The sequence below is a fragment of the Candidatus Krumholzibacteriia bacterium genome (assembly GCA_030748535.1).
In the GTDB taxonomy this organism is placed as follows: domain Bacteria; phylum Krumholzibacteriota; class Krumholzibacteriia; order JACNKJ01; family JACNKJ01; genus JASMLU01.
In genome coordinates, this window is the sequence record JASMLU010000001.1 from 525,775 (window position 1) to 551,045 (window position 25,271).

The 25,271-nt window shown below is 56.9% G+C and carries 21 protein-coding genes; 2 read left to right on the forward strand and 19 right to left on the reverse strand.

Annotated features, from left to right (window positions below):
• Positions 1-4: 4 nt before the first annotated feature.
• The 9 genes from truB to sprA form a co-directional block, all read right to left on the reverse strand.
• The gene (gene truB / locus QGH30_02465; GenBank protein MDP7021195.1) at positions 5-898 is read right to left on the reverse strand and encodes a tRNA pseudouridine(55) synthase TruB; all 894 of its coding nucleotides are present in this window, start codon (positions 896-898) and stop codon (positions 5-7) included.
• A gap of 4 nt (positions 899-902) precedes the next feature.
• A complete protein-coding gene (rbfA, locus tag QGH30_02470; protein MDP7021196.1) occupies positions 903-1,256 on the reverse strand; it encodes a 30S ribosome-binding factor RbfA in 354 nt (117 codons plus the stop codon).
• Positions 1,243-1,524: a DUF503 domain-containing protein gene (locus QGH30_02475; GenBank protein MDP7021197.1), complete on the reverse strand. Its 282-nt coding sequence runs from the start codon at positions 1,522-1,524 to the stop codon at positions 1,243-1,245. The genes rbfA and QGH30_02475 overlap by 14 nt, the downstream gene beginning before the upstream one ends.
• 12 nt (positions 1,525-1,536) lie before the next feature.
• Complete coding sequence (gene infB, locus QGH30_02480; protein MDP7021198.1) at positions 1,537-4,089, reverse strand: translation initiation factor IF-2; 2,553 nt, start codon at positions 4,087-4,089, stop codon at positions 1,537-1,539.
• Positions 4,090-4,401, reverse strand: coding sequence for a ribosomal L7Ae/L30e/S12e/Gadd45 family protein (locus tag QGH30_02485; GenBank protein MDP7021199.1), 312 nt, complete (start codon positions 4,399-4,401; stop codon positions 4,090-4,092).
• A gap of 10 nt (positions 4,402-4,411) precedes the next feature.
• Positions 4,412-5,977, reverse strand: a complete 1,566-nt coding sequence (nusA, locus tag QGH30_02490) for a transcription termination factor NusA (protein ID MDP7021200.1) — start codon at positions 5,975-5,977, stop codon at positions 4,412-4,414.
• Entirely contained in the window at positions 5,970-6,464 is a 495-nt protein-coding gene (gene rimP / locus QGH30_02495) for a ribosome maturation factor RimP (protein MDP7021201.1), read from the reverse strand. Before rimP ends, nusA begins: the two co-directional genes overlap by 8 nt.
• Before the next feature lie 92 nt (positions 6,465-6,556).
• Complete coding sequence (locus QGH30_02500; protein MDP7021202.1) at positions 6,557-7,462, reverse strand: M28 family peptidase; 906 nt, start codon at positions 7,460-7,462, stop codon at positions 6,557-6,559.
• A gap of 7 nt (positions 7,463-7,469) precedes the next feature.
• On the reverse strand, positions 7,470-13,739 hold the full coding sequence (gene sprA / locus QGH30_02505; GenBank protein ID MDP7021203.1) for a cell surface protein SprA: 6,270 nt from the start codon (positions 13,737-13,739) through the stop codon (positions 7,470-7,472).
• A 199-nt stretch (positions 13,740-13,938) separates the two neighbouring features.
• Here sprA and QGH30_02510 point away from each other — a divergent pair, with 199 nt between their 5' ends.
• On the forward strand, positions 13,939-15,276 hold the full coding sequence (locus tag QGH30_02510; protein ID MDP7021204.1) for an LptF/LptG family permease: 1,338 nt from the start codon (positions 13,939-13,941) through the stop codon (positions 15,274-15,276).
• Positions 15,273-16,370: an LptF/LptG family permease gene (locus QGH30_02515; protein ID MDP7021205.1), complete on the forward strand. Its 1,098-nt coding sequence runs from the start codon at positions 15,273-15,275 to the stop codon at positions 16,368-16,370. Before QGH30_02510 ends, QGH30_02515 begins: the two co-directional genes overlap by 4 nt.
• Here QGH30_02515 and crcB read toward each other — a convergent pair.
• The 10 genes from crcB to hprK are packed head-to-tail and all read right to left on the reverse strand — an operon-like array spanning position 16,367 to position 25,269.
• Positions 16,367-16,744, reverse strand: a complete 378-nt coding sequence (gene crcB / locus QGH30_02520) for a fluoride efflux transporter CrcB (GenBank protein MDP7021206.1) — start codon at positions 16,742-16,744, stop codon at positions 16,367-16,369. The genes QGH30_02515 and crcB overlap by 4 nt on opposite strands.
• A 53-nt stretch (positions 16,745-16,797) precedes the next feature.
• Positions 16,798-18,060, reverse strand: coding sequence for an adenosylhomocysteinase (locus QGH30_02525; protein ID MDP7021207.1), 1,263 nt, complete (start codon positions 18,058-18,060; stop codon positions 16,798-16,800).
• A 23-nt stretch (positions 18,061-18,083) separates the two neighbouring features.
• The gene (gene metK / locus QGH30_02530; GenBank protein ID MDP7021208.1) at positions 18,084-19,265 is read right to left on the reverse strand and encodes a methionine adenosyltransferase; all 1,182 of its coding nucleotides are present in this window, start codon (positions 19,263-19,265) and stop codon (positions 18,084-18,086) included.
• A gap of 8 nt (positions 19,266-19,273) precedes the next feature.
• Complete coding sequence (locus tag QGH30_02535) at positions 19,274-20,260, reverse strand: sugar phosphate nucleotidyltransferase (protein ID MDP7021209.1); 987 nt, start codon at positions 20,258-20,260, stop codon at positions 19,274-19,276.
• Complete coding sequence (locus QGH30_02540; GenBank protein ID MDP7021210.1) at positions 20,260-21,333, reverse strand: SIS domain-containing protein; 1,074 nt, start codon at positions 21,331-21,333, stop codon at positions 20,260-20,262. Before QGH30_02540 ends, QGH30_02535 begins: the two co-directional genes overlap by 1 nt.
• Positions 21,317-23,101: a phosphoenolpyruvate--protein phosphotransferase gene (gene ptsP, locus QGH30_02545; protein ID MDP7021211.1), complete on the reverse strand. Its 1,785-nt coding sequence runs from the start codon at positions 23,099-23,101 to the stop codon at positions 21,317-21,319. The genes QGH30_02540 and ptsP overlap by 17 nt, the downstream gene beginning before the upstream one ends.
• A complete protein-coding gene (locus tag QGH30_02550; GenBank protein ID MDP7021212.1) occupies positions 23,091-23,363 on the reverse strand; it encodes an HPr family phosphocarrier protein in 273 nt (90 codons plus the stop codon). Before QGH30_02550 ends, ptsP begins: the two co-directional genes overlap by 11 nt.
• Before the next feature lie 60 nt (positions 23,364-23,423).
• The gene (locus QGH30_02555) at positions 23,424-23,876 is read right to left on the reverse strand and encodes a PTS sugar transporter subunit IIB (protein MDP7021213.1); all 453 of its coding nucleotides are present in this window, start codon (positions 23,874-23,876) and stop codon (positions 23,424-23,426) included.
• 3 nt (positions 23,877-23,879) lie between these two features.
• The gene (locus QGH30_02560; protein ID MDP7021214.1) at positions 23,880-24,269 is read right to left on the reverse strand and encodes a hypothetical protein; all 390 of its coding nucleotides are present in this window, start codon (positions 24,267-24,269) and stop codon (positions 23,880-23,882) included.
• Positions 24,270-24,282: 13 nt separating this feature from the next.
• Positions 24,283-25,269 (reverse strand): HPr(Ser) kinase/phosphatase, encoded by a 987-nt coding sequence (gene hprK / locus QGH30_02565; GenBank protein ID MDP7021215.1) that lies wholly within the window; start codon positions 25,267-25,269, stop codon positions 24,283-24,285.
• Between the last annotated feature and the right edge of the window lie 2 nt (positions 25,270-25,271).

The window sequence follows — 25,271 nt, forward strand, 5'->3', positions numbered from 1 at the left end:
CACCTCAGGCCTCCAGCATTCTACGAAGACGCAGGGCCGGACCCTCTTCCCTCATCTCCACTCGCCCGAGAGCGAGAAGGGCATCTCCCTCTCCCAAAAAACGCATCCATGTGCCCGGCTCTGGCAGGGGAGATTCCATTTGAAGCTGCTCTGCTCGAGGTTGTTCCCCATGCAGAAAGCGCGGCAGGAAGTCCCCGGAAACACGGGCCGAGGGTAAACTCGCAAAGGCAAGCCCGAGAGGAAGGCCCGCCTCAAACCCTGACTCCTCGATACTCTCGATGGAAACCGCATCCTTCACGCTAAAGGGACCCGCAGCATTTCTGCGCAGGGAAGACAGATGTGAAGGAATCCCCAGAATCTCTCCCAGATCACGGGCCAGCGAACGGATATAGGTTCCCGAAGCGCAATGGACTTCCAGATCGACTTCCCTCTCCCTTTGCTCCAGAAGACGAATGTCGTGAATCAGTACCGGACGCACCGGGGCTTCCGGCTTTTCGCCCCTACGCACTCTTTTATAGAGAGGAACCCCGTCGATCTTGATGGCGGAGTACAGGGGAACCCGCTGTTCCTTCCGGCTTGCAAGATCCAGAATTGACTCATGGAGAGCATCCCGGTCGACTGTGAAATCCTCGAGAGACTCGAGCACAGCCCCTTCGCGGTCATCGGTTTCCGTGGAGGAGCCGAAGCAAACCGTTCCCTGATAACGCTTGTCATGTTCGCGGAAAACTTCGGCAAGGCGGGTGGCCTTCCCGGTCAGGACGAGAAGAAGTCCGGAGGCAAAGGGATCCAGGGTGCCCGTGTGCCCGACCCTTCGAATGCCGAGAGAACGCCGAACCCTGTCCACCAGATCATGGCTGCTGGGACCCTCGGGCTTGTCGATGAGGAAGACCCTTTCCACGGGCTTACTCCCCTTCTTCGTCCAGCAATTCCTCAAGCCGGTTTACCCGGTCGAGACTTTCATCCATCTGGAAGCGGATCTCGGGAGCCTCCCGAAGTCCCAGAGCACGTCCAACCGCGCCGCGCAGAAAGCCTGCACTCTTGTGAAGTCCTCGAGTAACTTCATAGGGGTCTTCCCCCACCGGGGGCATATAGAAGACCTTGGCCACGGAAAGATCGCGGTTCATCTCCACGGAAGTGAAGACCACGCCTTCCACCCTTGGATCCCGAACCTCATTGAGCAGGAGATCGCTCAGAGCCTTCTGGATCATGTGTTCAAGTCTCTGTCGATAGTGTCCCGACATGCTAGCAGTACTCACATTCTTCCTCGAGAATCTGGACGCGTCTTTCGCGTTCCAGAAGAGCTCGGATTTTAGTTCTCTGGGAATCTCCTGAAGCTCGGTGATCCACCACGGAAGCCACGCCCAAGGTTGTGCGATCGGGGATGTCGCGAGGCTCGACCTCGGAAACCGATAGATTCAGATCGCGACGAAGCCGGTTCTTGAGCGACTCCAGAATACTTCGTCTCTGCTTCAGGCTCCGGCATCCTGGCAGACGCAAATGAAGCCTCAGGACGAGAACCCTCAAGGACCCTCCCGACTAGAGTTTGCGGGCAACCTCTTCGGTCAGGAAGGACTCCAACTGGTCACCCACCTTGAGATCCTGGAAGTCCACCAAACCGATTCCACATTCGAATCCGCTTTCTACCGAGCGGACATCTTCCTTGAATCGCTTCAGGCTGGAAATTCTTCGAGTCCCTATGACGATGCCGTCGCGAATGATCCTGATCTGGTTGTTTCGCTCAACGGTGCCTTCCTTCACAAGGCAACCGGCAATGACACCAATCTTGGGAACCCGGAAGAGTTCCCTAACCTCGGCCATTCCCGTCACCTTCTCCACCTGGTCAGGCGTAAGCATGCCTTCCATGGCATTTCTGACAGCGTCCACTGCCTCGTAAATGATGTCATAGGTGCGGACATCCACGCCTTCGCGCTTGGCCAGATCGCGGGCCTGACTCTGGGGACGAACATGGAAACCGATGACAATCGCATTACTGGCAGCGGCCAGAAGAACATCACTCTCATTGATCGTGCCCACGGACTTGTGGACCACGACCACTTTGACTTCCTCGGTGCTCAGTTTCTGGAGACTGTCTGCCATGGCCTCCACCGAGCCTCCCACATCGCCCTTGAGAACCAGTTTGAGTTCGTGGACTTCTCCCTGCTGGATCTGGGTGTAGAGCTGGTCGAGAGTAAGGAGCCTCTTGTAACGAATTTCCTGCTCCCGCTTCAGCTGCTGTCGCTTCAGGGAAATCTCGCGGGCTTCCTGCTCGGTATCCAGTTCCATGAAACTGTCTCCAGGCTCCGGCACGCCGCCCGAACCCATGACTTCCACGGGCATCCCGGGACCAACCGAAGTCACCTTGTCACCCCATTCGTTGACCATAGCCCGAACCGCACCGAAGTGCTGTCCTACGGCAAAGAAGTCACCAACATTCAGGGTGCCCTGCTGGACGAGAACCGTAAAGAGAACTCCTCGACCGGGATCTTTCTTCGCCTCGACCACCGTTCCCTTCACAGAAAGAGAGGGAGCGCCCTTCAGTTCGAGCATCTCCGCCTGCAGAAGAACGATTTCCAGAAGCTTGTCGACATCGATTCCCTGCTTGGCAGAGATGGGAACCGCCGGGATATCTCCCCCGAAATCTTCCACCGTGATTCCGTGCTGAAGGAGATCCTGCTTCACCCGATCGGGGTTTGCATCCGGCAGGTCGATCTTGTTCACAGCCACGATGATCGGAACTCCCGCGGCCTTCGCATGGTCAATGGCCTCCACAGTCTGGGGCATCACGCTATCATTGGCCGCAACCACCAGAATCACAATATCGGTAACGGAGGTTCCCCTCGCGCGCATGGCACTGAAGGCTTCGTGCCCCGGAGTGTCCAGGAAGGTAACACTCCCGCCCGGTAGTTTCACGGAGTAGGCACCAATGTGCTGCGTAATCGCGCCCGCCTCACGGGCAACCACATTTGCCTTTCGGATGTAGTCGAGAAGTTTCGTCTTTCCGTGGTCGACATGACCCATGACGGTAACAATGGGAGGACGAGAGGAGAGATCGGACTCATCCACCTCCACCACTTCTTCTGCCTTCTCTTCCCCGTACTCGCTAAGGAACTCGACATCGAAGCTATATTCAGCGGCGATCAACTCGATATCTTCCTTTTCCAGTCTCTGGTTGATTGTCACCATCATCCCGTTTTGCAGACAACTGGCGATCACATCGGTTTCCGGCACGTCCATGGCCTGGGCAAGTTCAAAGAGCGTGGAAAGAGGAAGAACCTTGAGAGGAGTGTTGGCTTCCAGCACCTCTTCACCCTCTTCTCCCTCCGATCCTTTGCGCCTCTTCCGGGTCTTTCCTCCCGTATCGGCCATGGCCTGGCGAACGCTCTTGGCGATTTCCTGTTCAGCGAGACCGGAGGTTCCGCGCTTCTTCCTTTTCTTCCGGCGGCTGGGGCCACTGCCAAAAGCACCGGCGGTTCCTCTTGCACTGCTAACATTGCCGCGGACTCCCGGGCCGCCTCGGCCACCCTGGGACTTGAACTTGAAGCCGGTCAGGAGATCCTGGCCCTGACGTTTTTCCTGCCCACCGCTGGACTCTGCAGCTGGACGCTGGGGACGCTGGGAACGGCTCCCCGGGCCGAAGCCCGGCGCATAGCGAATCACTCGTGGCTTATCTTTCTTTTCCTCCACCTCCGGAGTGCTTTCCTCTTTACTGCTTTCCCCGGATTTCTCCTCCGGCTCCGTTTTTTCGGTTGGCTTCTGTGTTTCCTTTTCTTCCGCCTTCGGCTCTTCGGAAACCTCTTCCAGGGCGACGGCGGCTTCCTCTTCTTCCGAAGCTGCTACCTTACTTACCTTCTTCGCCACTTTCTTGGCCGTTTTCTTACTTGCCTTCTTCGCCACCTTCTTGGTCGCCTTCTTGGCAGGCTTGGAAGCCTTGCCAAACTCCGGGTACTTCTTCCCGAGGGACTCGATCATCTCGTCCGAGCAGGGCGACATATGGCTCTTGACATCAAAACCCTGATCCCTGAGATAGTGAACCAGGTCGACACCCTTGGCACCGATGGTTTTGGCAACCTGGTAGATTCTCTTCGCCACTTAGGCCTCCCTCTTTCTTCCCGCTTTCAATCCTTCACCGGCACGGGAAACAGCCTGTGCCAGATTCGGATCCGTGAGCCCGAGAACGGAGATTTCCTTCCGCCCCATCCAGGCTCCCAAAGTTCTTCGATCCACGGTTCTAAGAACCGGTACTTCCCCTGTTTCCATTCTCAAAAGGGACTCTCCTGCATCTTCTGCGAAAACCAGCAACTTGCACTGTTTCCGGTGCAGGGCCTGCCGAACGGCACGAAAACCGATCAGCAGGGATCCGCTTTTGCGGGCCATATGCAGCGCGGCCCGAAACTTGTCCAATCCAGGTTCCTCAGGCATCCCCGGACTCGGATCCCGTCTCCGCAGCCTCTACCGATTCCTCTTCCGAAGGAGCATCTTCCTGCTGCACTTCGACGGGATCCGCTGCGGCCTCTTCTTGAGATTCCGCTTCCTCCCCAGAGTCATCCACCTCACTGAAGGTCAGGGTGGAAGCATCCACCTCTTCGCTTTCAGCTGGCTCTTCCTCATCCTCCGAGAAAGCATCCTCTTTGAAAATCTGGGCCTCCTCCGCATCGCGAGCCTCCTGGGCGCGCTCTTCGTGGGCCTTGAGTTCCTTGTCGATGAAATCCTTGCGGGCTTTCACGATTCTCTCGTCCTCGACAAGAGCATTGTCGAAGAGGGCCTGGGCCTTGACCTCTCCCACGCCGGGCAGTTCCTGCAGGGCATCGGGACCCAGTTTCACGATCTTCGCCACGCTTTCGATTCCAGCTTCCTTCATCACTTCAAGAAGCTTGTCCGTGACCCCCGGCAGTTCGGAAAGCACAAAGGGAATCTCCTCTGCCGCCTGCTCCCGAATCTTCAGGATGGTGGAGGTCACCAGATCCAGATTCCACCCGGTCAGTCGGGCGGCAAGACGGACATTCTGCCCTTCCCTGCCGATGGCCAGTGAAAGCTGGTCATCCTCCACAATGACCTGCATCTCGCGATTATCCCAGTCCAGAATCCGGATTGCGGACACCTGGGCGGGAGAGAGAGCTCTGGAGACATAGGTGGCAACATCCTCGTCCCAGGGAACAATGTCGATGCGCTCACCGCTGAGTTCCTTCACAATCGCCATGACACGGGCACCCTTCATGCCGACGCAGGCTCCCACCGCATCCACTCTCTCATCATGAGAGTGAACGGCCACCTTGCTCCTCCAGCCCGGCTCCCGGGCAATCCCCTTCAGTTCCACCAGGCCCTCATAGACCTCCGGGATTTCCTGTTCGAAGAGACGAGCCAGAAGATCCGGGTGAGTTCTGCTGAGGATGATCTGCGGACCCTTGCTCTCCCGATGGACTTCCAGAACCAGCCCACGGATTGTTTCGCTCTGATGAAAACGCTCACGACGAATCTGTTCTCTCCAGGGCAGGAGGGCTTCGGTGCGACCCAGATTGATCAGGATACTGCCGCGATCAATCTGCTGAACCGTGCCCGTGATGATCTCTCCGACGCGACCGCTGTATTCGTTGAAGATGTTCTCCCGCTCCGCATCCTTCACGCCCTGAACCAGCACCTGCTTGGCAATGTGGATGGCATTCCTCCCGAATTCCGAAACTTCCAGGGGAATCCGAATCACATCACCGGGCTCGGGGTTGTCCACGAACTCTTCCGCTTCATCCACGGTCAGTTCCTGGTCCTCCTCGATGAGGTCCTCTTCGGTGACCACGCGCTTGACCAGATGAACCTCGATCTCGCCCTTTTCAGGAGAAATCTCCACATCCACCTCGGCCTCGCTCCCGTGCTTGCGACGAACTGCGGAACGGAGGCTGAAGATCAGGGCCTCCAGCAGAGTTTCCCGATCGACCTTCCTCTCCCGGGTGATCTGTACCAGTGCGTCAAAAAAGCCGTCACTCATGCGTTCCTCCATCAGAATCCCTCTTGCTCCTGCGAAAGGAGTAATCGGGCAAGAGTCGGGCTCCCTGGATTTCCTCCAGGGGAAGCCTCTCGTTTCCGTTTTTCAGTCCCAGAAGAACCTGACCGTCCTCGAATCCCAGAATCTCGCCTTCCAGAGTCCGGATCTCGCCACTCTCCCCCTGCTGCCTCAGGGAGGCACGAGCACCGGTCGAAATCTCGAAGTGGCGCGCTGTCTTCAGGATACGGTCCATGCCCGGAGAAGAAACCTCCAGAACATAGCCCCCGTCCAGAAGACCCGCTTCCTCGATGGCCGCCGAGATATTCCGGCTGATGGCGGCACAATCGTCCAGCCCCGGACCTTTTTCACCGTGCAAGTAGATACGGAGCATCATTCCCCGGCTCCCGCCACGGTCGATTCTCCAGTCATAGAGCTCAAAGTCGCTTTCCAGAAGCTGGGCATGAATCAATGCTTCCAGTTGATCGTGCATAGCTCCCTCACAGCTCGGGCAAGAAAAAAAGTGGGTTCCCACCCACTTCACGCATACTTTAGCCAAGTTCAGGGACTCCCGCAAGGGGCAAATTACCAGCTGGGCAGGCTCTCGTAAAGCAGAGCAAGCAAAAGGGTTCCCACCTGCAAGAGGGAATTGGGAGAGCAGTTCTCCGGACGGTCCTCCAGAGTGTGCCAATAGCGATACTCCAGATCCACCAGATCGATGGCGGGAATCCCTTTTTCCAGGAAAGGGACATGATCATCCCAGACGGCAGTTCCTCGCCGGGGAAGAAAGGCGGGAAGCCCCAGTTCGGCAGCCAGAGAGTAGATGAGAGCCATTTCCTGCGGCAATGCAGCCAGGGAATAGGCTTCCATGGGCAATTTCAGGTTCTTTCCCCCCACCAGATCGACCAGAAGAAGCAGGCGGCAAGTCCAGGAAGGATGATCCTCGACAAAGGTTCGGCTTCCGAGGAGGAAATGCTCTCTCTCCCCGGCCTTGCCATAGTCCTCCCCGTCAAAGAAGAGAAATTCAACGGGCAGGGGAGGAGGAACTTCCGCACAGATTCGGGCCAGTTCCATCAATACGGCCACGCCACTGGCCCCGTCACTGGCTCCGGGAATCGGCAGTTTCCTCCTGGCCTTCTCCTTTTCCATCTCCGCACGGGGACGGGTATCCCAGTGAGCCGCAAAGGCAACCGGGAGGCCATCGGCCCCCGGCATCCTCGCCCTGATATTGACCAGAGAGAGGGAGTCGGGACCATAGGGGTCCGCCTTCTGGAAGCGATGTCGCTCCACCTCGTAGCCCAGGTCCTCCAGAGAGCGGGCAATCCACTCCCCGCAGAGTTTGTGGCCGGGAGAGCCGGGATTGCGAGGCCCCATATCGCACTGGGCGAGAAGATCCTCCCAGGCACGACCCTCATTGAAGGAAGGAAAAGCCAAAGCAGGAAGGCTGATCAGGAGACCCAGCAGAAGTGTCGGAAGAGGGCTCTTTCGCATCGGACTCCTAGAAGATCAGGGTCGAGGTCAGGGTCAGTCCCAGGCCGGTCTTCTTTTCTCCTGTCAAAACCCAGTAGGAGCGGCTGAAGTTTAGCGTGGCTCCCCCGGTCAGTTTGTCGGAAAAGCGATAGTTGGCTCCCGGTGAGAAGCTCCAGGTGCTGCTTCCCCCCAATGGCTCCGTGAAATCATCCGAGGACACCCTCACATTACTGACTCGAGTGTACTTCAGAGCCGCCCTCATATCCAGCCGGCTCTGGAAGGCCGGCATCCAGGTCAGCCCCAGAAAACGCTTTCCGGAAGAAGAACTGAGGCTGTAGTTGAAGTCCACGCCCGCAGTGAAATTCCGGTTACGGGTCGTTTGCGTGTTCTGCCCGTTCTCCGTGGACTGATAGCTGACCGTCAGGTTGCTCCTCATGCGGTTCTTCCAGGAGATGTTCCAGTGCGGAGTAAAGACTCTGCCGACGCTGCGGGTCTGCAGACCGGTTCCCAGATTATCCGTTTCCGTGAGTGTCGACTTGAAGCCGAAGCCCAGGCTGCTACTGTCCATGAGATTGCCCCAGAGAGGCCACTTCTCCACAGAACTCAGTTCCACACTGAAACTCGGCCAGGTCCACCTCCGGTTGATGCTCCGGCTTGAGCGGCTGTCCTTGTCTGTGCGGGACCAGTCGAAATTGGTGGAAATCTGCACCTTTGACCAGAGGTTGATGCCGCTGGACATCCGGAAGTCCCGGGTCTCGTCCTGCTGGTCCGCTTCTTTCAGTTCCAGCAACTCCCCTTCGCTGCCGTATCCCGGCAGACCGGGAGACTCGATAAACCCCAGGCGATAGAGAGGATCTGCAGATCCGGTCACATTGTTGAAACTGCTTACCAGTCTCCGGCTCAGATCTACCTTGATCGGCTTGATCCCTCCCAGCAGGGCAAAGGCCTTTTTGGCAAGGTAGAGAGGGTCCTTCAAGTTCTGGAGGCTGTCTGCAGGAGCCTCGGTCAGGGCCAACTCTTCCTCCTGCTCCTCGATCCAGCGACGCGTGACCCGCTTGAGAGCCCGAGGATCGGGGCCGCGCAGCGGATCCACGGGTACGAGAACGTGCGATGGAAGGCGCTTCGGCTGCACCGTTGCAGGCATGCTCTGGGATGGGCTCTTGGCAGCGGAGCTTGTTCCGGTCACCTTCTGGATCCAGCGCCCCACATCCAGGTTGTAGTTCGTACTCAGGTTGTTGGTGTTCTGGATATTGAGGGCATCTTCACGGGCAGAGCTCCCCCCGATTCCGGAGAAACTCGGAACGCTTTGGGAATAGGAACTCCTGAAATTGAGCTTGGGGCGGAACTTCCGAAAGAAGGGAAGAGTGTAGTCGAGCGTCAAACCCTGGCTCTGGCTCTTCTGGAATCCCAGATTGAGTTCCACGCCACCGAGATCTACCCGCTGAGCCAGTTCATGCTCCAGATCCCGACTGTCACTCATGGAGAAATTGCCGCGAAGGGAGGGGAAGAGATTCCAGTTGAAGGAAAAGTTGTTGTTCATGCTGCCGCTCGTCACATCGGGGTTCCGGCTGTATCGCTCACCGATGGCCGTCCAGTTCTTCTGGGAAGAACGGCGGGTCTTCGAAGACAGGTTCAAACTCTGGGGGCTCCACCTCAGACGGGCTCCCAGAGGCAGGGGAAGTTCCCTCTCCTTGAAGTTGCCCTGCCAGGAGATCGTATGATTGACCCCTTCCTGCCAATCCACCCGGTAGGGTCCCTCGCTCTTTCTCTGGGAGAGAGAAGCATTGAGCTTCAGGTTGTCCAGAAAGACACGCATGAACCAGTTCTGCGAGGGCTTGCGGCTCAGGTTCACCGAGAAGCCCTGGGTTTCCGTGACCGAGGTACTTTCCCTTCGCTTCCCGGAATCGGTGATCTCCACATCACTGCCCGGTTCGTACTTCGGAGTACTGCTGCTGAAGCTGCGATTCACACTGACAGGCATCCGGTATCCAAAGAGCGGAAGGAAGTGCTGAAGATCAGTCGAAACATTGACTCCCCAGTTCCGGTTCCTCTGCCCTGACCCCTGCGTCGCTCTCAGTCCGCGGAACTCGGGATCGGTCTCCTGGAAGTTGGCACCGATGTTCAGGACATTGGCCAGATTGGCCGAGGCATTGACCTTCCCCGCATAGCCGACATCCCTTCGCACATCCCGTACACGGATGTCATTGATCCAGGCCTCGCCATTGAGTTCTTCGGTTTCCGAGGTATTGCGAATACCAAAGTAGAGGGCCTTGACCCGACTGAGATCCGGAGAACCCACTTTCCGGAGAATGTACTCCCGACCGGGAACATTGAGATCCCCTACGACACTCATCACCGTGTCTTCGGCGCTGAAGAGCTTCATGTCCGTCCAGTCGGTCATGCTGATGTTGAGTTCCCTCCATCCCGGAGAGTCAGGCCTGTGCTGCAACTCGTAGTAATTCAGGCTGTCAAATGCTGCGCGCACGAAGAAGTCATGCCCCAGAGCTTCATCATCCGGGTGCAGATAGAAAGAGACAGAGCGGTAGCCGAGCAGGTTCAGAGCCTGGTAGTCCTTTCGGATCAGCACCTGATGTCCCGGCAGGATCCTTTCATAGACGAAATTCAGAGCCTGCTCCCTTTCGGGCAGCCCTGTCTCGGGGTCAATAATCGTCTCATAGGGCCAGGTGAAGGTGGCATTGTCCTTGGTGTTGACCACCTCTACACGAAAGTCCTCGCCGGGCCCCCAGGACTCCGGCTCCAGGGAAACCCCGTCCTCCGAGGACTGGATGGCGTGATTCTTCCAGCGGTTGCCCACAATCTTGATACTGGCAATCTCAAGCGTATTGAAGGGTTCGCTGGCCGCCAGTTCGTTCATTCCCTCTACCCAGAAGCGGAAATACTTGACCCGGCTCCAGTCCGGCTCACTGGCGCCATCACTTCGAATCCCCGCATCCGTCAGTTTCAGACGATAAAGCCGCCAGGCCTTGGAGGCCTCGGGCAGGGAAGCTGTCTCTTCATCGTAGACGGACACCATGTCGATGAGAGGAGTCTCATCCAGATCCACCGCAAGAGTGAAATAGCTGTCCTTGACATCCAGTTGCCCGTCCTTGTCGAGGTCTTCGGTGTCCAGGCGCCGGTTCTTCTCCCTCCCGTTGACCTTGAAGTAGGAATAGGCATAACTCTCCGACTGCACGCTCGCATCATAGTTGTCCCCGGCAGGATCGTTCTCGTCAGCCCAGGGACTCTCCATGCCCTCTTCACTGCTGTCGTAACTGCCATCGAGTCCGGTATCCTCGTCGATTTCATCGAAGGTCCCGCGATTGATTCGGTCCTCGGTATTGAACTCGTTCTTTTCCGGTTCAAAGAAATCTTCCGAGAGATCCCCCATGTCGAAGTGCAGGGTTCCGTAGCGGAGAGTGGAATCCTGCTGGAAGTCGTTGACCCAGATCTCCAGATACTCTGCTTCACTGAGATCGAGTCCCTCTCCGCTGAAACCCTGCATGAGTCCACACCAGAGGCTATCGCCAAGTGCGACATTGGCATCATTTACTTCCTGCAGGGCAGGCCAGACGGAAATCTGATCCTGCTTGAGATTCACCGGAATCTCGAGACGAAGAACATCCACCGTTTCGCGAGACTCCTGATCGGGGAGGCTCAGGTTGAAGTCCCTGCGGAAGGTCGTTTGCTGCGGATGAAGCCAGTAGGCAGCCTGAGCCCGGTTCTCCGGAAGAACGGGGATATCCGCTCCGCCGATATTGGGAATCCAGTCGACCGGCTCGCTGGCCTCCATCCAGAGACTGCGGCTCAGGGACAGGTCATCGGCATCCTCGATTCCCTCCATGTCATCGAGATAGGCATGATCATCGACATTCGGATTGGGAAAACTGACGGCGATTTCTCCGGAAATCTTCAGCGAACTCGCCGCATCGGTATCCACTCTCGGCAGATAGTTCATGGCACGAGTGAGAAACTCGGGTTCCATCTGGTAGTTGCCCAGAAGGTTTCCGACCACATTGCGCGTGGATTCTTCCCCCAGTCGAGGTCTGCGCGAGCCACTGTAACGAGCTTCATACAGCCAGGAACTGGCCACACGACCGTTTTTCCCAAACTGGTAGTTTCCATGAAGCCCGACCAGGCTGCTTTTCCCGCCCCCGAAAATCGGCTTGTACTGGTAGGTGATCGAAATATTGCTGTCCGGCGTCAGACGGCTGGCGGCATCTCCGATCAGTTCCACTTCTCCCGAGAAATAATCGATCCGGTAATCCGTGTTCTTGCTCAAAGTCTGCCCATCGAGCGTGACCAGTTCGCTCCCCTCCATGATGTCGAAGGCATTCAGGTTGAAGCGGCTGGAAACCGTGGCCGAGCTGTAGCGAATCAGGTAGCGGTTGTATGCAGGATCCTTCAGGAGATCCCGTCTCCCGATTTCATAGAGGTAAGGGTTGCGATCATCGCTCTCTTCTGCCAGAAAAAAGCTGTCCACACCCGTACTGGTCCAATCGTAAACGAGTTCCTCCGGAGGGTCGAAGGGATTGACGTAGGGGAAGAAGAGCAGCCCTCTGGATTCATCTACCCAGACCTGGTCCACCTTCCCGTCATGCCCTTCGCTGGAACTTCCCGTCCCGTAATACTGGTCCAGACCGAAGATTCTCAGATAGGGAGTCGTATCGCCTTCGGGGTGAGAAGGGTCGGGTCTTGTGGACACCCGATGAACTTCCACTTCCAGCGTGTTGTAGTCCAGATTGCGTCCGCCAAGACTGTAAACATTCCGGAACATATAGTCCCAGGTTGGACTTTCCGGCAGAAAGTTCTCCGGCTTGATCAGTTCCAGAGCCAGCGTATCCGGGTTCTCGGTGAACCAGCCCTCGCTCGTGCTCAGGTCCACGGTTCCCACATGAAGGCTGTCGCCGGTCTCTGAATGGTGGGCCACATAGCTGACGGCAAGGATGTCGCTCTCCTGAATCGGGTAGTTCAGTTCCAGAGCGACGAAGTTCTGCTCGGGGTCGAGACGGAGGATGTAGTCGGTTCCCAGGGTCAGAAGACGGAAAGAACCGAATGAAAGGTCGTGGCCTTCGCCCCCGTCGGCGAGACCGTCACCCAGACTGTCGACCAGGGCATAACCGGCATACTGGATTTCCCCCTGGGGACTCGGAGGAACGAAGTCTTCAAGAAAGACATTCAGAGTCGCTTCGTCGACAATCCAGTGGTAATAGGTTTCCGCAGAACCGGGGTGATCGAGGTAGAAGAACTGGTTGGCGAGAAACTGCGTATCCAGAACATAGTCACTCTGAACCACCTGACCCGTGTTGTTGAAGGTCCGGCTGCTCATCTCGCTTTCCTGCTTACTGGCAATGGCCGTAAACTCCAGGTTGCCGAGATTGCCGAGCAGCTTGATTCCAAAAAGGCCCTTGTTGCTTGCGCTGTAGGTGATCAGTCCCGCCGTGGGAAGCGTCAGGTGGGTGTCTCCCATTTCGATGAGCTGGATGACTTCGTCGTCTTCCCCTTCATAGCGAAGACGGATATTCTGTGCTTTCGAACTCAATTGCTCCCCATGGCTCTCCACCTCCACGTGAACCTTCTCGCCGACGGTTCCACTGAGTTTGATCGAGAGATCCTGTTTCATCTCCAGGCGTGGAAAGAGATCCTGCCCGCGACCGGACTCATCGGTCAGAGGTTTGTTGGTGATCGTGGACGTTCCTCCGAAGGAAATCGACTGCCGACCCGTCACGGTGATATTGCTCTTCTCTCCCCGGCCCACCACTCTCTCGATACTCGCAGGCAGTTTGATGGGAATATCAAAGTCCGCCCAACTCCCCCGCTTCTCCTGACCGACCAGTTCCTGCCGCGTCTGCGCCGCCTTCTTCAGCATCGTTTCGCGCCGGCGATCCCGGATTTTCCGACGAAGATACTCCTCGCGATCCATGAGATCCCGGCTCAAGCTGCCGGGGAAAGTCCGGCTACCCTGAAGCCCCCAGGGATCCTCTCTCAGGGAACAACTCGTGATTTGCTCCAGAATCTTCGGGCGGCGAGTCCATATTACCCAGGAACTTTCCGAGAGGATCCGTATTTCATCTTGGGAAAAGACCGTCTTCGAAGAAAGACGCAGATCGGAAGCGAGCCAGTGAGAATCATGAAGCCCGCGAACACGGTGATCCAGCGGAAAGTAGCGACTTTGCTCCGAGTACTTCAGCAGACCGGGGACGGGAGTATCGCGGAGCGGGAGAACTTCTGCGAGACTCCCCGCAGACAGAAGAAAGAGGAGAAGCAGCAGGAGCCGGTTCCTTCTTGTCGCTTGCTGCATGAAACCTCTCTCAATAACCGTCCCCCACGGGGGACAGACCCGTCCCTTCCGTGGGACGGGAGAACGTCACGGCGATCCGGAGAAAAGCGGCCCGATTCTCTGCGCTCTTCTTCCCTGAGGTCGAAGAGTGAAAAAGCTTGTCCTATTCTGCAAGGAAAATTAGCCTTGCTTGCCTGCTAAACTCCTACAGGAAAAGGAAATGTTCCGAATCAGCGACCGCTACATCCTTTCAAACCACCGGGCTCCCTATTTTTTGAGCCTCGGGGTTCTGACCTTCCTATTCCTGATCAACATTGTCATCCAACTTCTGGAGCTTTTCCTCGCACATGATGTGCCTTTTTTGACGGTTTTGGAAATGATTGGTCTCAGTCTGGGACACATTCTCGCACTGACCATTCCCATGTCCGTCCTTCCGTCCACCCTGCTTGCCTTTTCCCAGATGGAGGAAGAAAACGAAATCGCAGCACTTCGCTCCGGGGGAGTCAGCCTTTACCGAATCATCCTGGGTCCCTTTCTCGCGACCTTGGCCCTGATGATCTTCGTCTTCTTCTTCAACAATTTCCTCATGGCCGAAAGCAATCACCGGCTAAGGAGTCTGCAGAGTGATATCCACAGGAAGAAGCCTTCGCTGGCCATTGAGGCGGGACGATTCATCGACGACATTCCGGGGCTTACCCTCTACACCCGCCGCATGGAAGATCCGAGTGGTGACCTTCTGGACCTCTACCTCTTTGAAACGGACCGGGGAGGAGTGACCTCGGTCGTTACTGCACAGTGGGGACGCATCCTGCCCGCAGAAGGAAGCCAACTCCGCATGCACCTGAAAGATGGGGAACAGTTCGAGATCAACCCGGCAAACCGGGAGGAGCTTCGTCTTACCCGTTTTCAGGAGATGGAATTGCTTCACGAGGACTCCGAAAGGGACCTGATTCGAAAGAAGAGCAGTTGGCGGGGCGACCGGGAGCTGAACACCGTCATGCTGTCGGAGAGGATTGAAAAGGGTCGCGCAGAAGTGGACACGATGACCGTGCAGATGAAGCGGGTCGCAGAAGAGGCTCTCGAAAAGAATCTGGCGCTTCTGGACACTCCTCCTCAGGCCGTCGATGCCCGCTCCATGAAAAGACTGGAACAGAATACAAAAGAGCAGCTGAAAAATCTGGCCCGCAATATCGCGACCAAAAAGGAGAAGATCTCCCGCTACGAAGTGGAGAGGCACAAGAAGTACGCGATCCCCTTTGCTGTTCTGGTCTTCTTCTCTCTGGGTGCGCCCCTTGGCATCAAGACCGGGCGCAGCGGAAAGTCATGGGGTGTGGCCTTCAGCATTCTCCTCTTCTCCGCCTACTATGTACTGATCGCTCTTGGCGAGAATCTGGCAGACCGATCCTACCTTCCCCCGATTCTTGCCACCTGGACACCGAACATGATCCTTCTTCCTCTGGGAATCTGGACCCTGTACTGGACAAACCGGGAAAGCCGGACTTTCTCGCTCCTTCCCCGCCTTCAGGAATGGCAGAGGAAGAGGAAGGAGTCAAAATGATCCGGGTTTTCGACCGACATATCATTCAACAGTTCCTTCGCTTCTATCTGTTTTCGATTCTGGCCTTTGTCCTGTTTTTCCTTGTCACTGATTTTTCCGAGAACATCGCACGCTATAACGACCGGGGGACACCCGGACTGGTGATTGCGAAGCTCTACCTCTTCCAGATCCCCTGGATCATGATCTTTCTTTCCCCTGTCTGCGTCCTTCTTTCGACCTTCTGGACCTTCGGGAGAATGAGCCGTGATCGGGAATTGAGTGCCCTTTTCAGTTCCGGCATCTCACTCTATCGGATTCTTCTGCCCCTGATTCTTGTGACCAGTCTGCTCAGTGCTGGCAGCTACTTTTTCAATGACCAGGTTGTCAGCCGTAGCATGCATGCCCGCAGTGAACTGGAGAAGGCCGACAAGAAACAGCGAAAACCGCGGCGTGCAGGGGAGCGCATTCGCAATCTCTATCGACGGGGAGAAGACGGGCGCATTTACTGGGCCCAGCAGTATGACCCATCGAAGGAGAGTTTCCAGAATCTGGCTATCATGGATTTCGAGAAGTCCCGCCTTCGCCAGCTTCTCATCGCCCGCCACGCCTTCTGGACCGGAGATGAATGGATGCTCCGGGACGCAAGGATAACCGAGGTACCGGACTCGCTGCAGGAATCAGGGGAAGGCAGAATGCTGTCCCTCCAGAAGGAAGTGCTGGAAGGCCCAGCCCTCCTGCCTCGCGATTTCCTTGAACAGAAAAGCGAGCCGGATGCCATGCAATACGAGGAACTCAGGGAGCACATTGAACGCAGTAATCGCTCCGGAGAAGATGCAAGCCACCTGGAAGTTGACCTCCACATCAAGCGAAGCTACCCCCTGGCCAATCTGATTATCCTTCTGATCGGCACCGGTTTGAGTGCCCGACACCGGAGAATCACCATGGCCGCGGGAGTGGGCTGGACCGTGGGCGTAGGGCTCTCCTACATCGCACTCCTGAGAATCGGAATGGCACTCGGGCATGCTGGAGTCATGTCAGCATTGGCGGCTGCCTGGATCCCGAACCTGATCTTCCTGACCCTGGGCATTCTCTTCCTGAAGAAGGCAAGCCGCTAGAAAAGGCGAGAGAGAAGAAAACCAGCCCAGACGGCAAGGATCCCGATCGAAACCTGCAGGAACACATTTCCGGCAGCCATCGCCCACTGCCCTTCCCGCAGCATCTCAAAGGACTCCAGACCGAAGGCGGAGAAGGTGGTGAATCCTCCGAGGAAACCGATCATAAGAAAGAGCTTCCACTCCATTCCCCAGAAACCACGAAGTTCCGCAAGTCCCCCGAGAAAACCGATGAGAAGGCATCCCGTAGCATTCACCAGAAGAGTTGCCAGAGGCGAGCAATTCGCACAGGGTAGCTTGAGCACGGCAAGCCCCGCTCCGTAACGCATCACGGAGCCCAGAAAACCGCCCATCCCCACCATGAGGAATTTCGTCATCTTTCGCTCTTTCTGGATAAAGGCCCGGGGCGCCAGGCCCCTGGCTTCCGGAATCAGGTACCCGCCGAATAATCCGTGGCATAGGCAATCTGCTCATCACTGAGCTTGTCGATTGCAATGCCCATGGTCTTTAGCTTCAGGGCCGCTATCTCGCGATCCTGTTCAAGGGGAATATCAAAGACCCGCGCTTCCATGCCCTTGCCTTCGCGACTCATCCAGAGCAGGCTCATAAACTGGTTGGCAAAAGACATGTCCATGACCTCGGAAGGATGTCCTTCCGCTGCTGCGAGATTGACCAGGCGGCCCTTGGCCAGAACATAAACCCGGTTGCCGGAGGGAAGCCGGAACTCCTCATTGTCCTTTCGAATCTCACGACCCTCGCCTGCAAGCGCAGAGAGTTCTTCCAGCTTCAGTTCGCAGTCATAGTGACCCGTGTTGCAAACCACCGCGCCGTCTTTCATCGACTCGAAGTGATGGCCCACAATGATGTCCTTCATGCCGGTTGCAGTGATAAAGACATCACCGATCCGGGCAGCCTCATCCATGGTCATCACCTGGAAGCCTTCAAGCGTGGCCTTCAGAGCCTGGGTCGGCTTCACCTCGGTCACGATCACTTCGGCCCCCATGCCCCGCGCACGCATGGCCACTCCCCGGCCGCAGTGGCCGAAACCGGCGACTACAAACTTCTTGCCGGCAAGCAGGATGCTCGTTGCGCGGAGAATGCCGTCGATGCTGGACTGCCCGGTCCCGAAGACATTGTCAAAATCCCACTTGGTTTCCGCATCGTTCACTGCCACGACAGGATAGAGAAGCTTTCCGTCTTCGCCCATGGCGCGAAGCCGGTGGACGCCCGTCGTGGTTTCTTCGGTTCCCCCCTGCACCCGGGAGCAGAGTTCCGGACGCTCGGAGTGAGCGCGGAAAATCAGATCCGCCCCGTCGTCCAGAGTGAGGGTGGGATTCGCGTCGAGGCACTGGTCAATCGCCCAGTAGAACTCTTCCGTGTTCATTCCATGCCAGGCATAGATGGGCACATCGGCAGCAGCCAGTGCGGCCGCGACCTCGTCATTGGTGGACAGGGGATTGCATCCACTCCAGGCCACTTCCGCACCTGCGGCGATCAGGGTTTCCACCAGAACCGCCGTTTCCTTGGTCACATGAAGGCAACCTGCGATCAGGTGTCCCTCAAAGGGGCGGGTTTTGGAGTACTTCTCGCGAAGACTCATCATCACGGGCATCCGGCTTTCCGCCCACTCAACCCTCATTCGCCCTGCCGAGGCCAGGGAAAGATCTGCAACCTTGAATGTTTCCGTCTTCATTCCCATTCCTTTCAGAATCCTGATCAGGATCCCTGACTCATTGCGGCCTCAAGAGCCTGCTTCAGTTCTTCTGCCTTGTCGGTGTCTTCCCAGCGGAAGCCCTGATCTTCCCTTCCAAAGTGACCGTAGGCCGCAGTCTTGCGGTACTGGGGGCAAAGGAGATTCAGATGCTCGATAATCAGTGCCGGGCGGAGGTCGAAGACCTTGCGCACCGCTTCCTGAAGCAAAGCATCGCTCACTTTTCCAGTCCCGAAGCTGTCGACCATCACGCTGACCGGCTCCGGCACAGCAATTCCATAGGCCAACTGAACCTCGACCTCATCGGCAAGATCCGCAGACACAAGATTCTTGGCAATGTAGCGAGCCATGTAGGAAGCCGAGCGATCCACCTTGGAAGGATCCTTGCCGCTGAAGGCTCCCCCGCCGTGGCTGCCCTTCCCGCCGTATGTATCCACGATGATCTTCCGTCCAGTAAGTCCGGCGTCCCCCATCGGACCACCAATGACGAAGCTGTCCGTTCCGTTGATATGGAACTTGCAACCATCAAAGTCATATCCACTTTTCTTGAGAACAGGGAGGATCACTTTCTCCTTAACCTCTCTGCGCAGATTCTCGACTTCCCATTCTTCGTCGTGCTGAGTAGCCAGAACCACGGTATCGATTCGCAGGGGCTTGTTTCCCTCATACTCAACGGTCACCTGGCTTTTCCCGTCCGGGCGAGCCATGGGAAGCTCTCCGTTCTTTCTGAGGTCTGCCAGGCGCTTTGTGAGCTGGTGAGCCAGGACGATGGGAAGAGGCATCAACTCAGGGGTCTCCTTGCAGGCATAGCCAAACATCATGCCCTGATCCCCGGCGCCCTGTGGCTTCCCGTCACTTCGGTCCACGCCCTGATTGATGTCGGGGCTCTGCTTGTCGATGCAGGTCAGCACCGCACAGGTATGGCTGTCAAAGCCCATGTCGGAACTCGTATAGCCGATCTCCGCAATGGTCTCCCGCACGATCTTTGGAATGTCCACCCAGGCTTTCGTCGTGATCTCCCCGGCAATAATCGCCGTCCCCGTGGTGACCAGGGTCTCGCAGGCAACGCGGGCACTTCGATCTTCCTCAAGAATCGCATCCAGAATTGCATCGGAAATCTGGTCCGCAACCTTGTCGGGGTGCCCCTCGGTTACAGACTCGGATGTGAAGAGGTGTCTTTCGGCCACCTTGTCTCCTATTCTTTCCCGCCCATGAAGACGGACTCGTTTCCCAAAATCACTTGCCCTTCGGCTCTGGAAACTTCGCAGTTTGCGCCCAGCAGGGAAGCAGACAATGTACTATCTGTCACTCGGCAACCCTCGTCGATCACCGAGTTCTCGATCCGGCTGGAAATGACCCTTGATCCGGCACCCACAGAGACATGGGGACCGATCCTGCTCTCTTCCACAATGGCGTCCGGATGAAGATAGACCGGAGGAATGATCTCCACACCATCCCGCGCCTCAAGTTTGGCGGCGCTTTCCAGAAGAACCCGGTTTGTCTTGAGCCAGGTTTCCGGCTTTCCGACATCATACCAGTTCTCGATTTCGAAGGGGAGAAGTTCCTCGCCCGCATCAATCATGGCCTGCAAGCCATCGGTCAACTGGTATTCCCCCCGGGTCCGCTGGTCGCGAGCCACAATATCCGACAATGCTCGATAGAGAGGAGCCAGGTCACTGAAAGAATAAAGACCGACAAGAGCCAGATCGCTCTTTGGATGCTCCGGCTTTTCCACCAGATTGCTGATGCGACCGCCTTCGAGTTCGGCTACCCCGAAACGCCGGGGATCCTCCACCCGCTTGACCCCCATCGCATGGGAGCCCAGAGAAAGAAACTGTGCAAGATCCGCCTTGAAAATCGTATCGCCCAGCACGCCCACGGCCGGACCTTCCCTCAGGGAGGCCTTCTCCATGGCCATGAGAAAGGCGTGGCCGAGACCCTCGCGTTTCTCCTGAAGAACGAACTCCACTTCCAGTTCGTAGTTCTTGCGAACCCAGTCGAGAATCTCATCCCCGAGATAGCCCACCACAAGAACCACTTTCTCCAGTCCGAGCCCCACGAGAGAGTCCAGAATGTGCGCCAATACGGGGCGTCCTGCCACGGGCAGGAGTGCCTTGGGAGTGCTGTAGGTGTGCGGTCGAAGCCGGGTTCCGACTCCCGCCGCCGGGATGATGGCTTTCATTACGATTCCTGTGTCCCTGTTTTACTCAGGCGTTCTTTCATGGCAGAGAGGGGACGCACATGGGTCGGCTCTTCCCCACGCATGAGTGCATGATAGACTGTTATAAAATCGCCAAACAGGACACTTGTCAACAGTCTGCTGAAGAGGAAATGGCCGGAAGAGGGAATGTTGATCCCGGGCAGCTTTCTCTCTCTCAGGATCTCCTCGCTCAATTCCCTGCGAAGGAGAGTCCGGGAATGTGCATCGCTCTCGCCGATCCAGAGCGCCGCGCCCGGAGGATCCGGGTCCCCGGTCCAGGGAATCCAGCTGTTATGATGCAACTCGGGCAGGGAACGGGAGAGGGACGATCTCTTTGCGTTTTCTTCAAACTGCCCGCGAAGACGGGTGGCTACTGCTTCATAAGCAGGACTGAGAGCCACGAGAACCGGTCGAAATTCCCCGAGTAGTTCTGCGGCTCCCTTGGCGGGATTCCCCACGAGCGGGCGATCCGGGTGACAGAGATCAAGGGTCTTCGACAAAGACTCGTGAAGATCCACGATCTCTTCCTGCGAAAGCCCGAAGCCCCACTCCCCGGAAAGACGGAGAAGTCGTCCCAGCATGTAGGGAAGGGCGGCCCGTGGAGGTTTTCCTTCAGGAACCGGCAATCGCAGAAGACCATCCTCCCGCAAGTTCTCCGCCAGCATTCCCCCCGAGCACATTCCGAAGCGTGGAAGGTCCCGGTCGCGGGCCTCCGAATAGAGAGACAGGGTTTCTTCCGTGTTCCCCGAGTAACTACAGGCAAGAAAAAGATCGCCCTCGCGGCTCGGGGGAAGGGCATAGTCACGAATCGCAATCAGTTCCGGCCCTCCGGTGGCACGCCAGAATCCGGCCAGGATTTCCGAAGCAATGGAAGAGCCTCCCATTCCTCCCACAAGAAAACGGGCAGGCCGGGGCGGTACATCCTGTAGGGGAAGCTCCAGGGCTTCTCGCAGCATGGACGGGAAATCCCGGAGATGATCGAGCATCCCCTCCGGGTCTCCGGCGATTCTTCTTGCAGCATCATCCAGAATGCCGGGATCACTGTTCCGAGTCATCTTCCCTCATCATTTCCTTCAGGCCCGGGAAGAAGCCCCAGGCCGCTTCCCTTGTGTTCTCTCTTACTTCCAGGGCGGTTCTTCCCGCCCAGGCCGCCTTGACCACCTGCCTTGCCTGATCGAAGGTGATCTGTCGAATCACACGCTTCAGTTCCGGAATCCGGTAAGGCGCGCAACTCACTTCATCAATCCCCATGCCGAACAGCAGGAGGAAAAAGAGAGGGTCATCGGGCAACTCGCCGCAAAGCCCTACCCAATTGCCCTCTCCATGACCCGCCTTGATCGTCCTGCGAATCTGCCGAAGGATCGCAGGATGGAATGGATCATAGAGATTGGAAACCAGAGGATTGTTCCGGTCAATGGCCAAAGAAAACTGGATCAGGTCATTAGTACCGATACTGAGGAAATCCAGTTCACGGGCAAGAAGATGGGCAATGGCCACCGAACTCGGTGTTTCCACCATCACGCCCAGAGAAATATCCTTGCCGTAGTCCAGCCCCTCGCTGTCCAGCTCTCCCTGCACCTCCTGCAGGATCTCCCGGATTCTCCGAACCTCTTCCACGCTGGAAACCATAGGGAACATTAGTCGCAGGTTCCCGCTTACTCCGGCACGAAGCACGGCACGAAGCTGGGTCCTGAATGCTTCATCCTCTCCCAGGGAGTAGCGGATGCCCCGCCAGCCCATGTGAGGATTCTCTTCGCGGGGGAATCGCATCCAGTGAGGAACCTTGTCCCCGCCCAGATCCATGCTGCGGATAATGACCGGGTCGGAATCCATGTCCTCAAGCACACTGCGATAGGCGGCCACTTGCTCTTCTTCGTCTGGAGCCTCATCACGACTGAGAAAAAGATACTCGGTGCGGAAAAGACCGATTCCTCCCGCCCCATGCTCTCTGGCCGCTCTGGTTTCCCCGGGAACCTCAATATTCGCAAGAAGCTCGATGCGGCGGCCGTCGCGACTTTCTGCCGGGAAATCCTTGTAACGGAGCATTTCCCGGCCCCAGGCCGCATAGGCATCCTGCAGTTCCTGAAAACGGCTGTGGGCTGCCTTGTCAGGATTGATGACAATGCGCCCCGTGTGGCCGTCGAGGATCATCTCGTCCCGGGGAAGGGTGTTTTCCAGAAGCCCTTCAACTCCCGTCACCACGGGAATGCCCAGGCTGCGTCCGAGAATCACCGAATGGCTGGCCGGGCCTCCGCGCTCAATGGCAAAACCGAGAACCATGTCCCGGTCGATGGTCACGGTATCCGAAGGAGAGAGATCTCTGGCGACAATGATCACCTTCTCGTGAAGGTCCCGAAATCCGGTGGAACCATGTCCGAGCAACTTGGCGAGGACCTTTCGCTCCAGGTCTTTCAGATCCTCGCTTCGATCGGGAAGCCCCGAGGGCAGATCCCGAAAGGAATGGATGACCCGTTCGCAGGCACGGCTCCAGGCCCACTCCGCACACTTGCCGTCGGCAATGCCCTCCCGAACCTGGCCGATGAGAAACTCGTCCTTCAGGATGAACCGATGGGCCTCGAATATCCGGGAATGATCTTCACCGAGGGACTCGGCCACTCGCTCCTGTGCTTTCTGGACTTCGTCATCCACCTTCTGGAGAGCCGCAAAAAAGCGTCGACTTTCCTCTTCGACTTCTTCGGGCTTCAGGGAGCGAAACTCAATGGTGGGGATTTCCGTCTGGTGAAGAAGAACCCGCCCGAGAGAAATCCCGGGAGAAGCCGGGAGCCCTTTCAGGCTCGTGGGTTTTCGTTCTTCAGGGGGCATTCTCGTAGAAACCTCTTTTAAAGAGATCGTCGATCTTCTCCATGGATGATTCCTCGCCCTCACCGGTCGTGCGAACCAGGATCTTCGATCCACGCGCCGCTCCAAGAGCGGCCACGCCGAGGATGCTCTTGCCATCCACCTCAATGACTCCATTGGACAGGGAAATCTTGCAGGGAAGGGAAGAGGTCAGCTTGACCAGTTCACTGGCTGCACGAAGGTGCAGTCCCTTTTCGTTGGTGATTTCAAGTTCTCGCTCTTGCAAGGAAAACTCCTGTCTCGATCTGGAGGTAAAGGATGACTATCAGATTGCGAAGAAAACGGCTCAAGTCAAGCCGTTTTCCCCTTTCTGAGGATAGGGTTCAGGGGAAAGGGAAGGAAAAGACTGCAGAAGAACCTCCACACCGTCTAGAATAGCTTGTCCCATCAGGACTTCGCTCTCTTCACTAATGCACACATCCTCGCTCAAACGGCGGCCCTCCTTTTCCCGAAGCCCGATCAGAATCATCTGTCGGGGACTCCTGCCCGCTTTCTGAAGAAGGGAAAGGATTCGGGGGTGGTCGCAAAGCCAGAAATCGCCCTCCTGATATTCCGGCACAGCATCCCGAAGCGGATTGACAAAGAGAAGTTCTGTCTCGCCGGCGGCTTCCAGAAAAAGAAGTTGGAGAGAATCCCCGAGCCGCTCGGAGACAAGAACGGTTCGACCTTCTGAGTCCTTTCGCTCCCAGCCCCGGAGGATCCGTCCATGCAGAAGCCGGTCATCAAGATAGAGGATCATGATTCAAAGAGAGGGGGGCTCAAGTTCACGGATAGCATTCTGTCCCCGATTGAGAAGGCCTTTCAACAGATCCCTGGCTTCCATTTCTTTTCGGTGCGAAAGAAAATAGAGGAGCATGGGAAGATTCACGCCGCTTACCACCGGCAGGTTCTTTCTCCGCCTGGCGTTTTCCAGGCAGGCGCTCGCACAGGATCCCCCGAAGTAGTCGGTAAAGAGGAAAGTGTCCTCCCCCATTTCATCGAGCAGCTCGGAGACTCGGGCTTCCAGATCCGCTGCCGAAAGTCCCTCATTGCTGATCGTCTGGAATCCTTCGAGGGGCCCAAGAATCCCTGAAAGAGTGTCCTGAAGTGCCTGTCCCAGCAGACCGTGAGCCACCACCAGTGCTGAGATCATCCCCTGCCTCCTGTCACTCCTCGTCCTTTCGAAGGTATTCCAGAGTCCGGACCTTGCCCTGCCTTGCAATTCCCTCGGTCAGTTGCCGGTTGAATCGTTCGGCAGGATCCAGGCCATAGACCTTCAACATATGGTTCATTGCAATGGTCTCTGCGATCACCGTGATGTTTTTACCAGGGAAAATCGGGAGCAGAACCAGGGGAATGTCCACCCCGAGAATGGAACCCTTTTCGTATTCAAGTCCGGTGCGGTCGTAGTGCTTGCCCTCTTCCCAGATTTCCAGACGAACCTCCACCTCGACTCGCTTCTGGATGCGGATAGCGCGGATGCCGAACATCTCGCGGATATCGATCAGTCCGATCCCACGAAGTTCCATGAAGTGTTTAAGGAACTCGTCGCCCCTGCCAATCACCACATCCTCGCCCCGGCGGATCAGGTGGACAACATCATCGGCCGCCAGACGGTGACCTCTTTCCACGAGATCCAGGGCAATTTCGCTCTTTCCGATTCCGCTGGGCCCGGTGAAGAGGAGACCCACACCGTATACGTCCACGAGGGATCCATGCATGGTTCCCCGGGGAGAAAAGCTGTCGGCGAGATAGGACCCCAGACTCCGGACGAAGTCTGTCGTCCTGCGAGAAGTTCTCAACAGGGGGATCCCGTGTTCATTGGCAAGATCCAGAAGAAACTCGGGGGGAGTTTCTCCGCGAGTGATGACGAAACAGGGAACCGGCTTGCAAAAGAGGTTTTGCAAGGCCGCCTCGACTTCCTGCCTGGAGAGCCTTTCAAGATAGGAGAACTCCGCTCCCCCGAGAACCTGAATCCGATGGCTCTGGTACTTCTCGGTAAAACCGGTCAGGACGAAGCCGGGCCGAGAGACTTCAGGAACCGTGATATCCACGGAAGATTCAAGGGCGTCCCCTAGTACCTCGATCTCCAGGCTGTCGGCCGCCTCTTCAATGAACTCCCGAACCTTCAAACTCTGGTTGGCGATTTCCATGT

Bases quoted from the DNA above. Each gene is read 5' to 3' on its own strand.
- nusA (MDP7021200.1), bottom strand. From the start codon at position 5,977: ATGAGTGACGGCTTTTTTGACGCACTGGTACAGATCACCCGGGAGAGG.
- rimP (MDP7021201.1), bottom strand. From the start codon at position 6,464: ATGCACGATCAACTGGAAGCATTGATTCATGCCCAGCTTCTGGAAAGC.
- QGH30_02500 (MDP7021202.1), bottom strand. From the start codon at position 7,462: ATGCGAAAGAGCCCTCTTCCGACACTTCTGCTGGGTCTCCTGATCAGC.
- sprA (MDP7021203.1), bottom strand. From the start codon at position 13,739: ATGCAGCAAGCGACAAGAAGGAACCGGCTCCTGCTGCTTCTCCTCTTT.
- QGH30_02510 (MDP7021204.1), top strand. From the start codon at position 13,939: ATGTTCCGAATCAGCGACCGCTACATCCTTTCAAACCACCGGGCTCCC.
- QGH30_02515 (MDP7021205.1), top strand. From the start codon at position 15,273: ATGATCCGGGTTTTCGACCGACATATCATTCAACAGTTCCTTCGCTTC.
- crcB (MDP7021206.1), bottom strand. From the start codon at position 16,744: ATGACGAAATTCCTCATGGTGGGGATGGGCGGTTTTCTGGGCTCCGTG.
- QGH30_02525 (MDP7021207.1), bottom strand. From the start codon at position 18,060: ATGAAGACGGAAACATTCAAGGTTGCAGATCTTTCCCTGGCCTCGGCA.
- QGH30_02535 (MDP7021209.1), bottom strand. From the start codon at position 20,260: ATGAAAGCCATCATCCCGGCGGCGGGAGTCGGAACCCGGCTTCGACCG.
- QGH30_02540 (MDP7021210.1), bottom strand. From the start codon at position 21,333: ATGACTCGGAACAGTGATCCCGGCATTCTGGATGATGCTGCAAGAAGA.
- ptsP (MDP7021211.1), bottom strand. From the start codon at position 23,101: ATGCCCCCTGAAGAACGAAAACCCACGAGCCTGAAAGGGCTCCCGGCT.
- QGH30_02555 (MDP7021213.1), bottom strand. From the start codon at position 23,876: ATGATCCTCTATCTTGATGACCGGCTTCTGCATGGACGGATCCTCCGG.
- QGH30_02560 (MDP7021214.1), bottom strand. From the start codon at position 24,269: ATGATCTCAGCACTGGTGGTGGCTCACGGTCTGCTGGGACAGGCACTT.
- hprK (MDP7021215.1), bottom strand. From the start codon at position 25,269: ATGGAAATCGCCAACCAGAGTTTGAAGGTTCGGGAGTTCATTGAAGAG.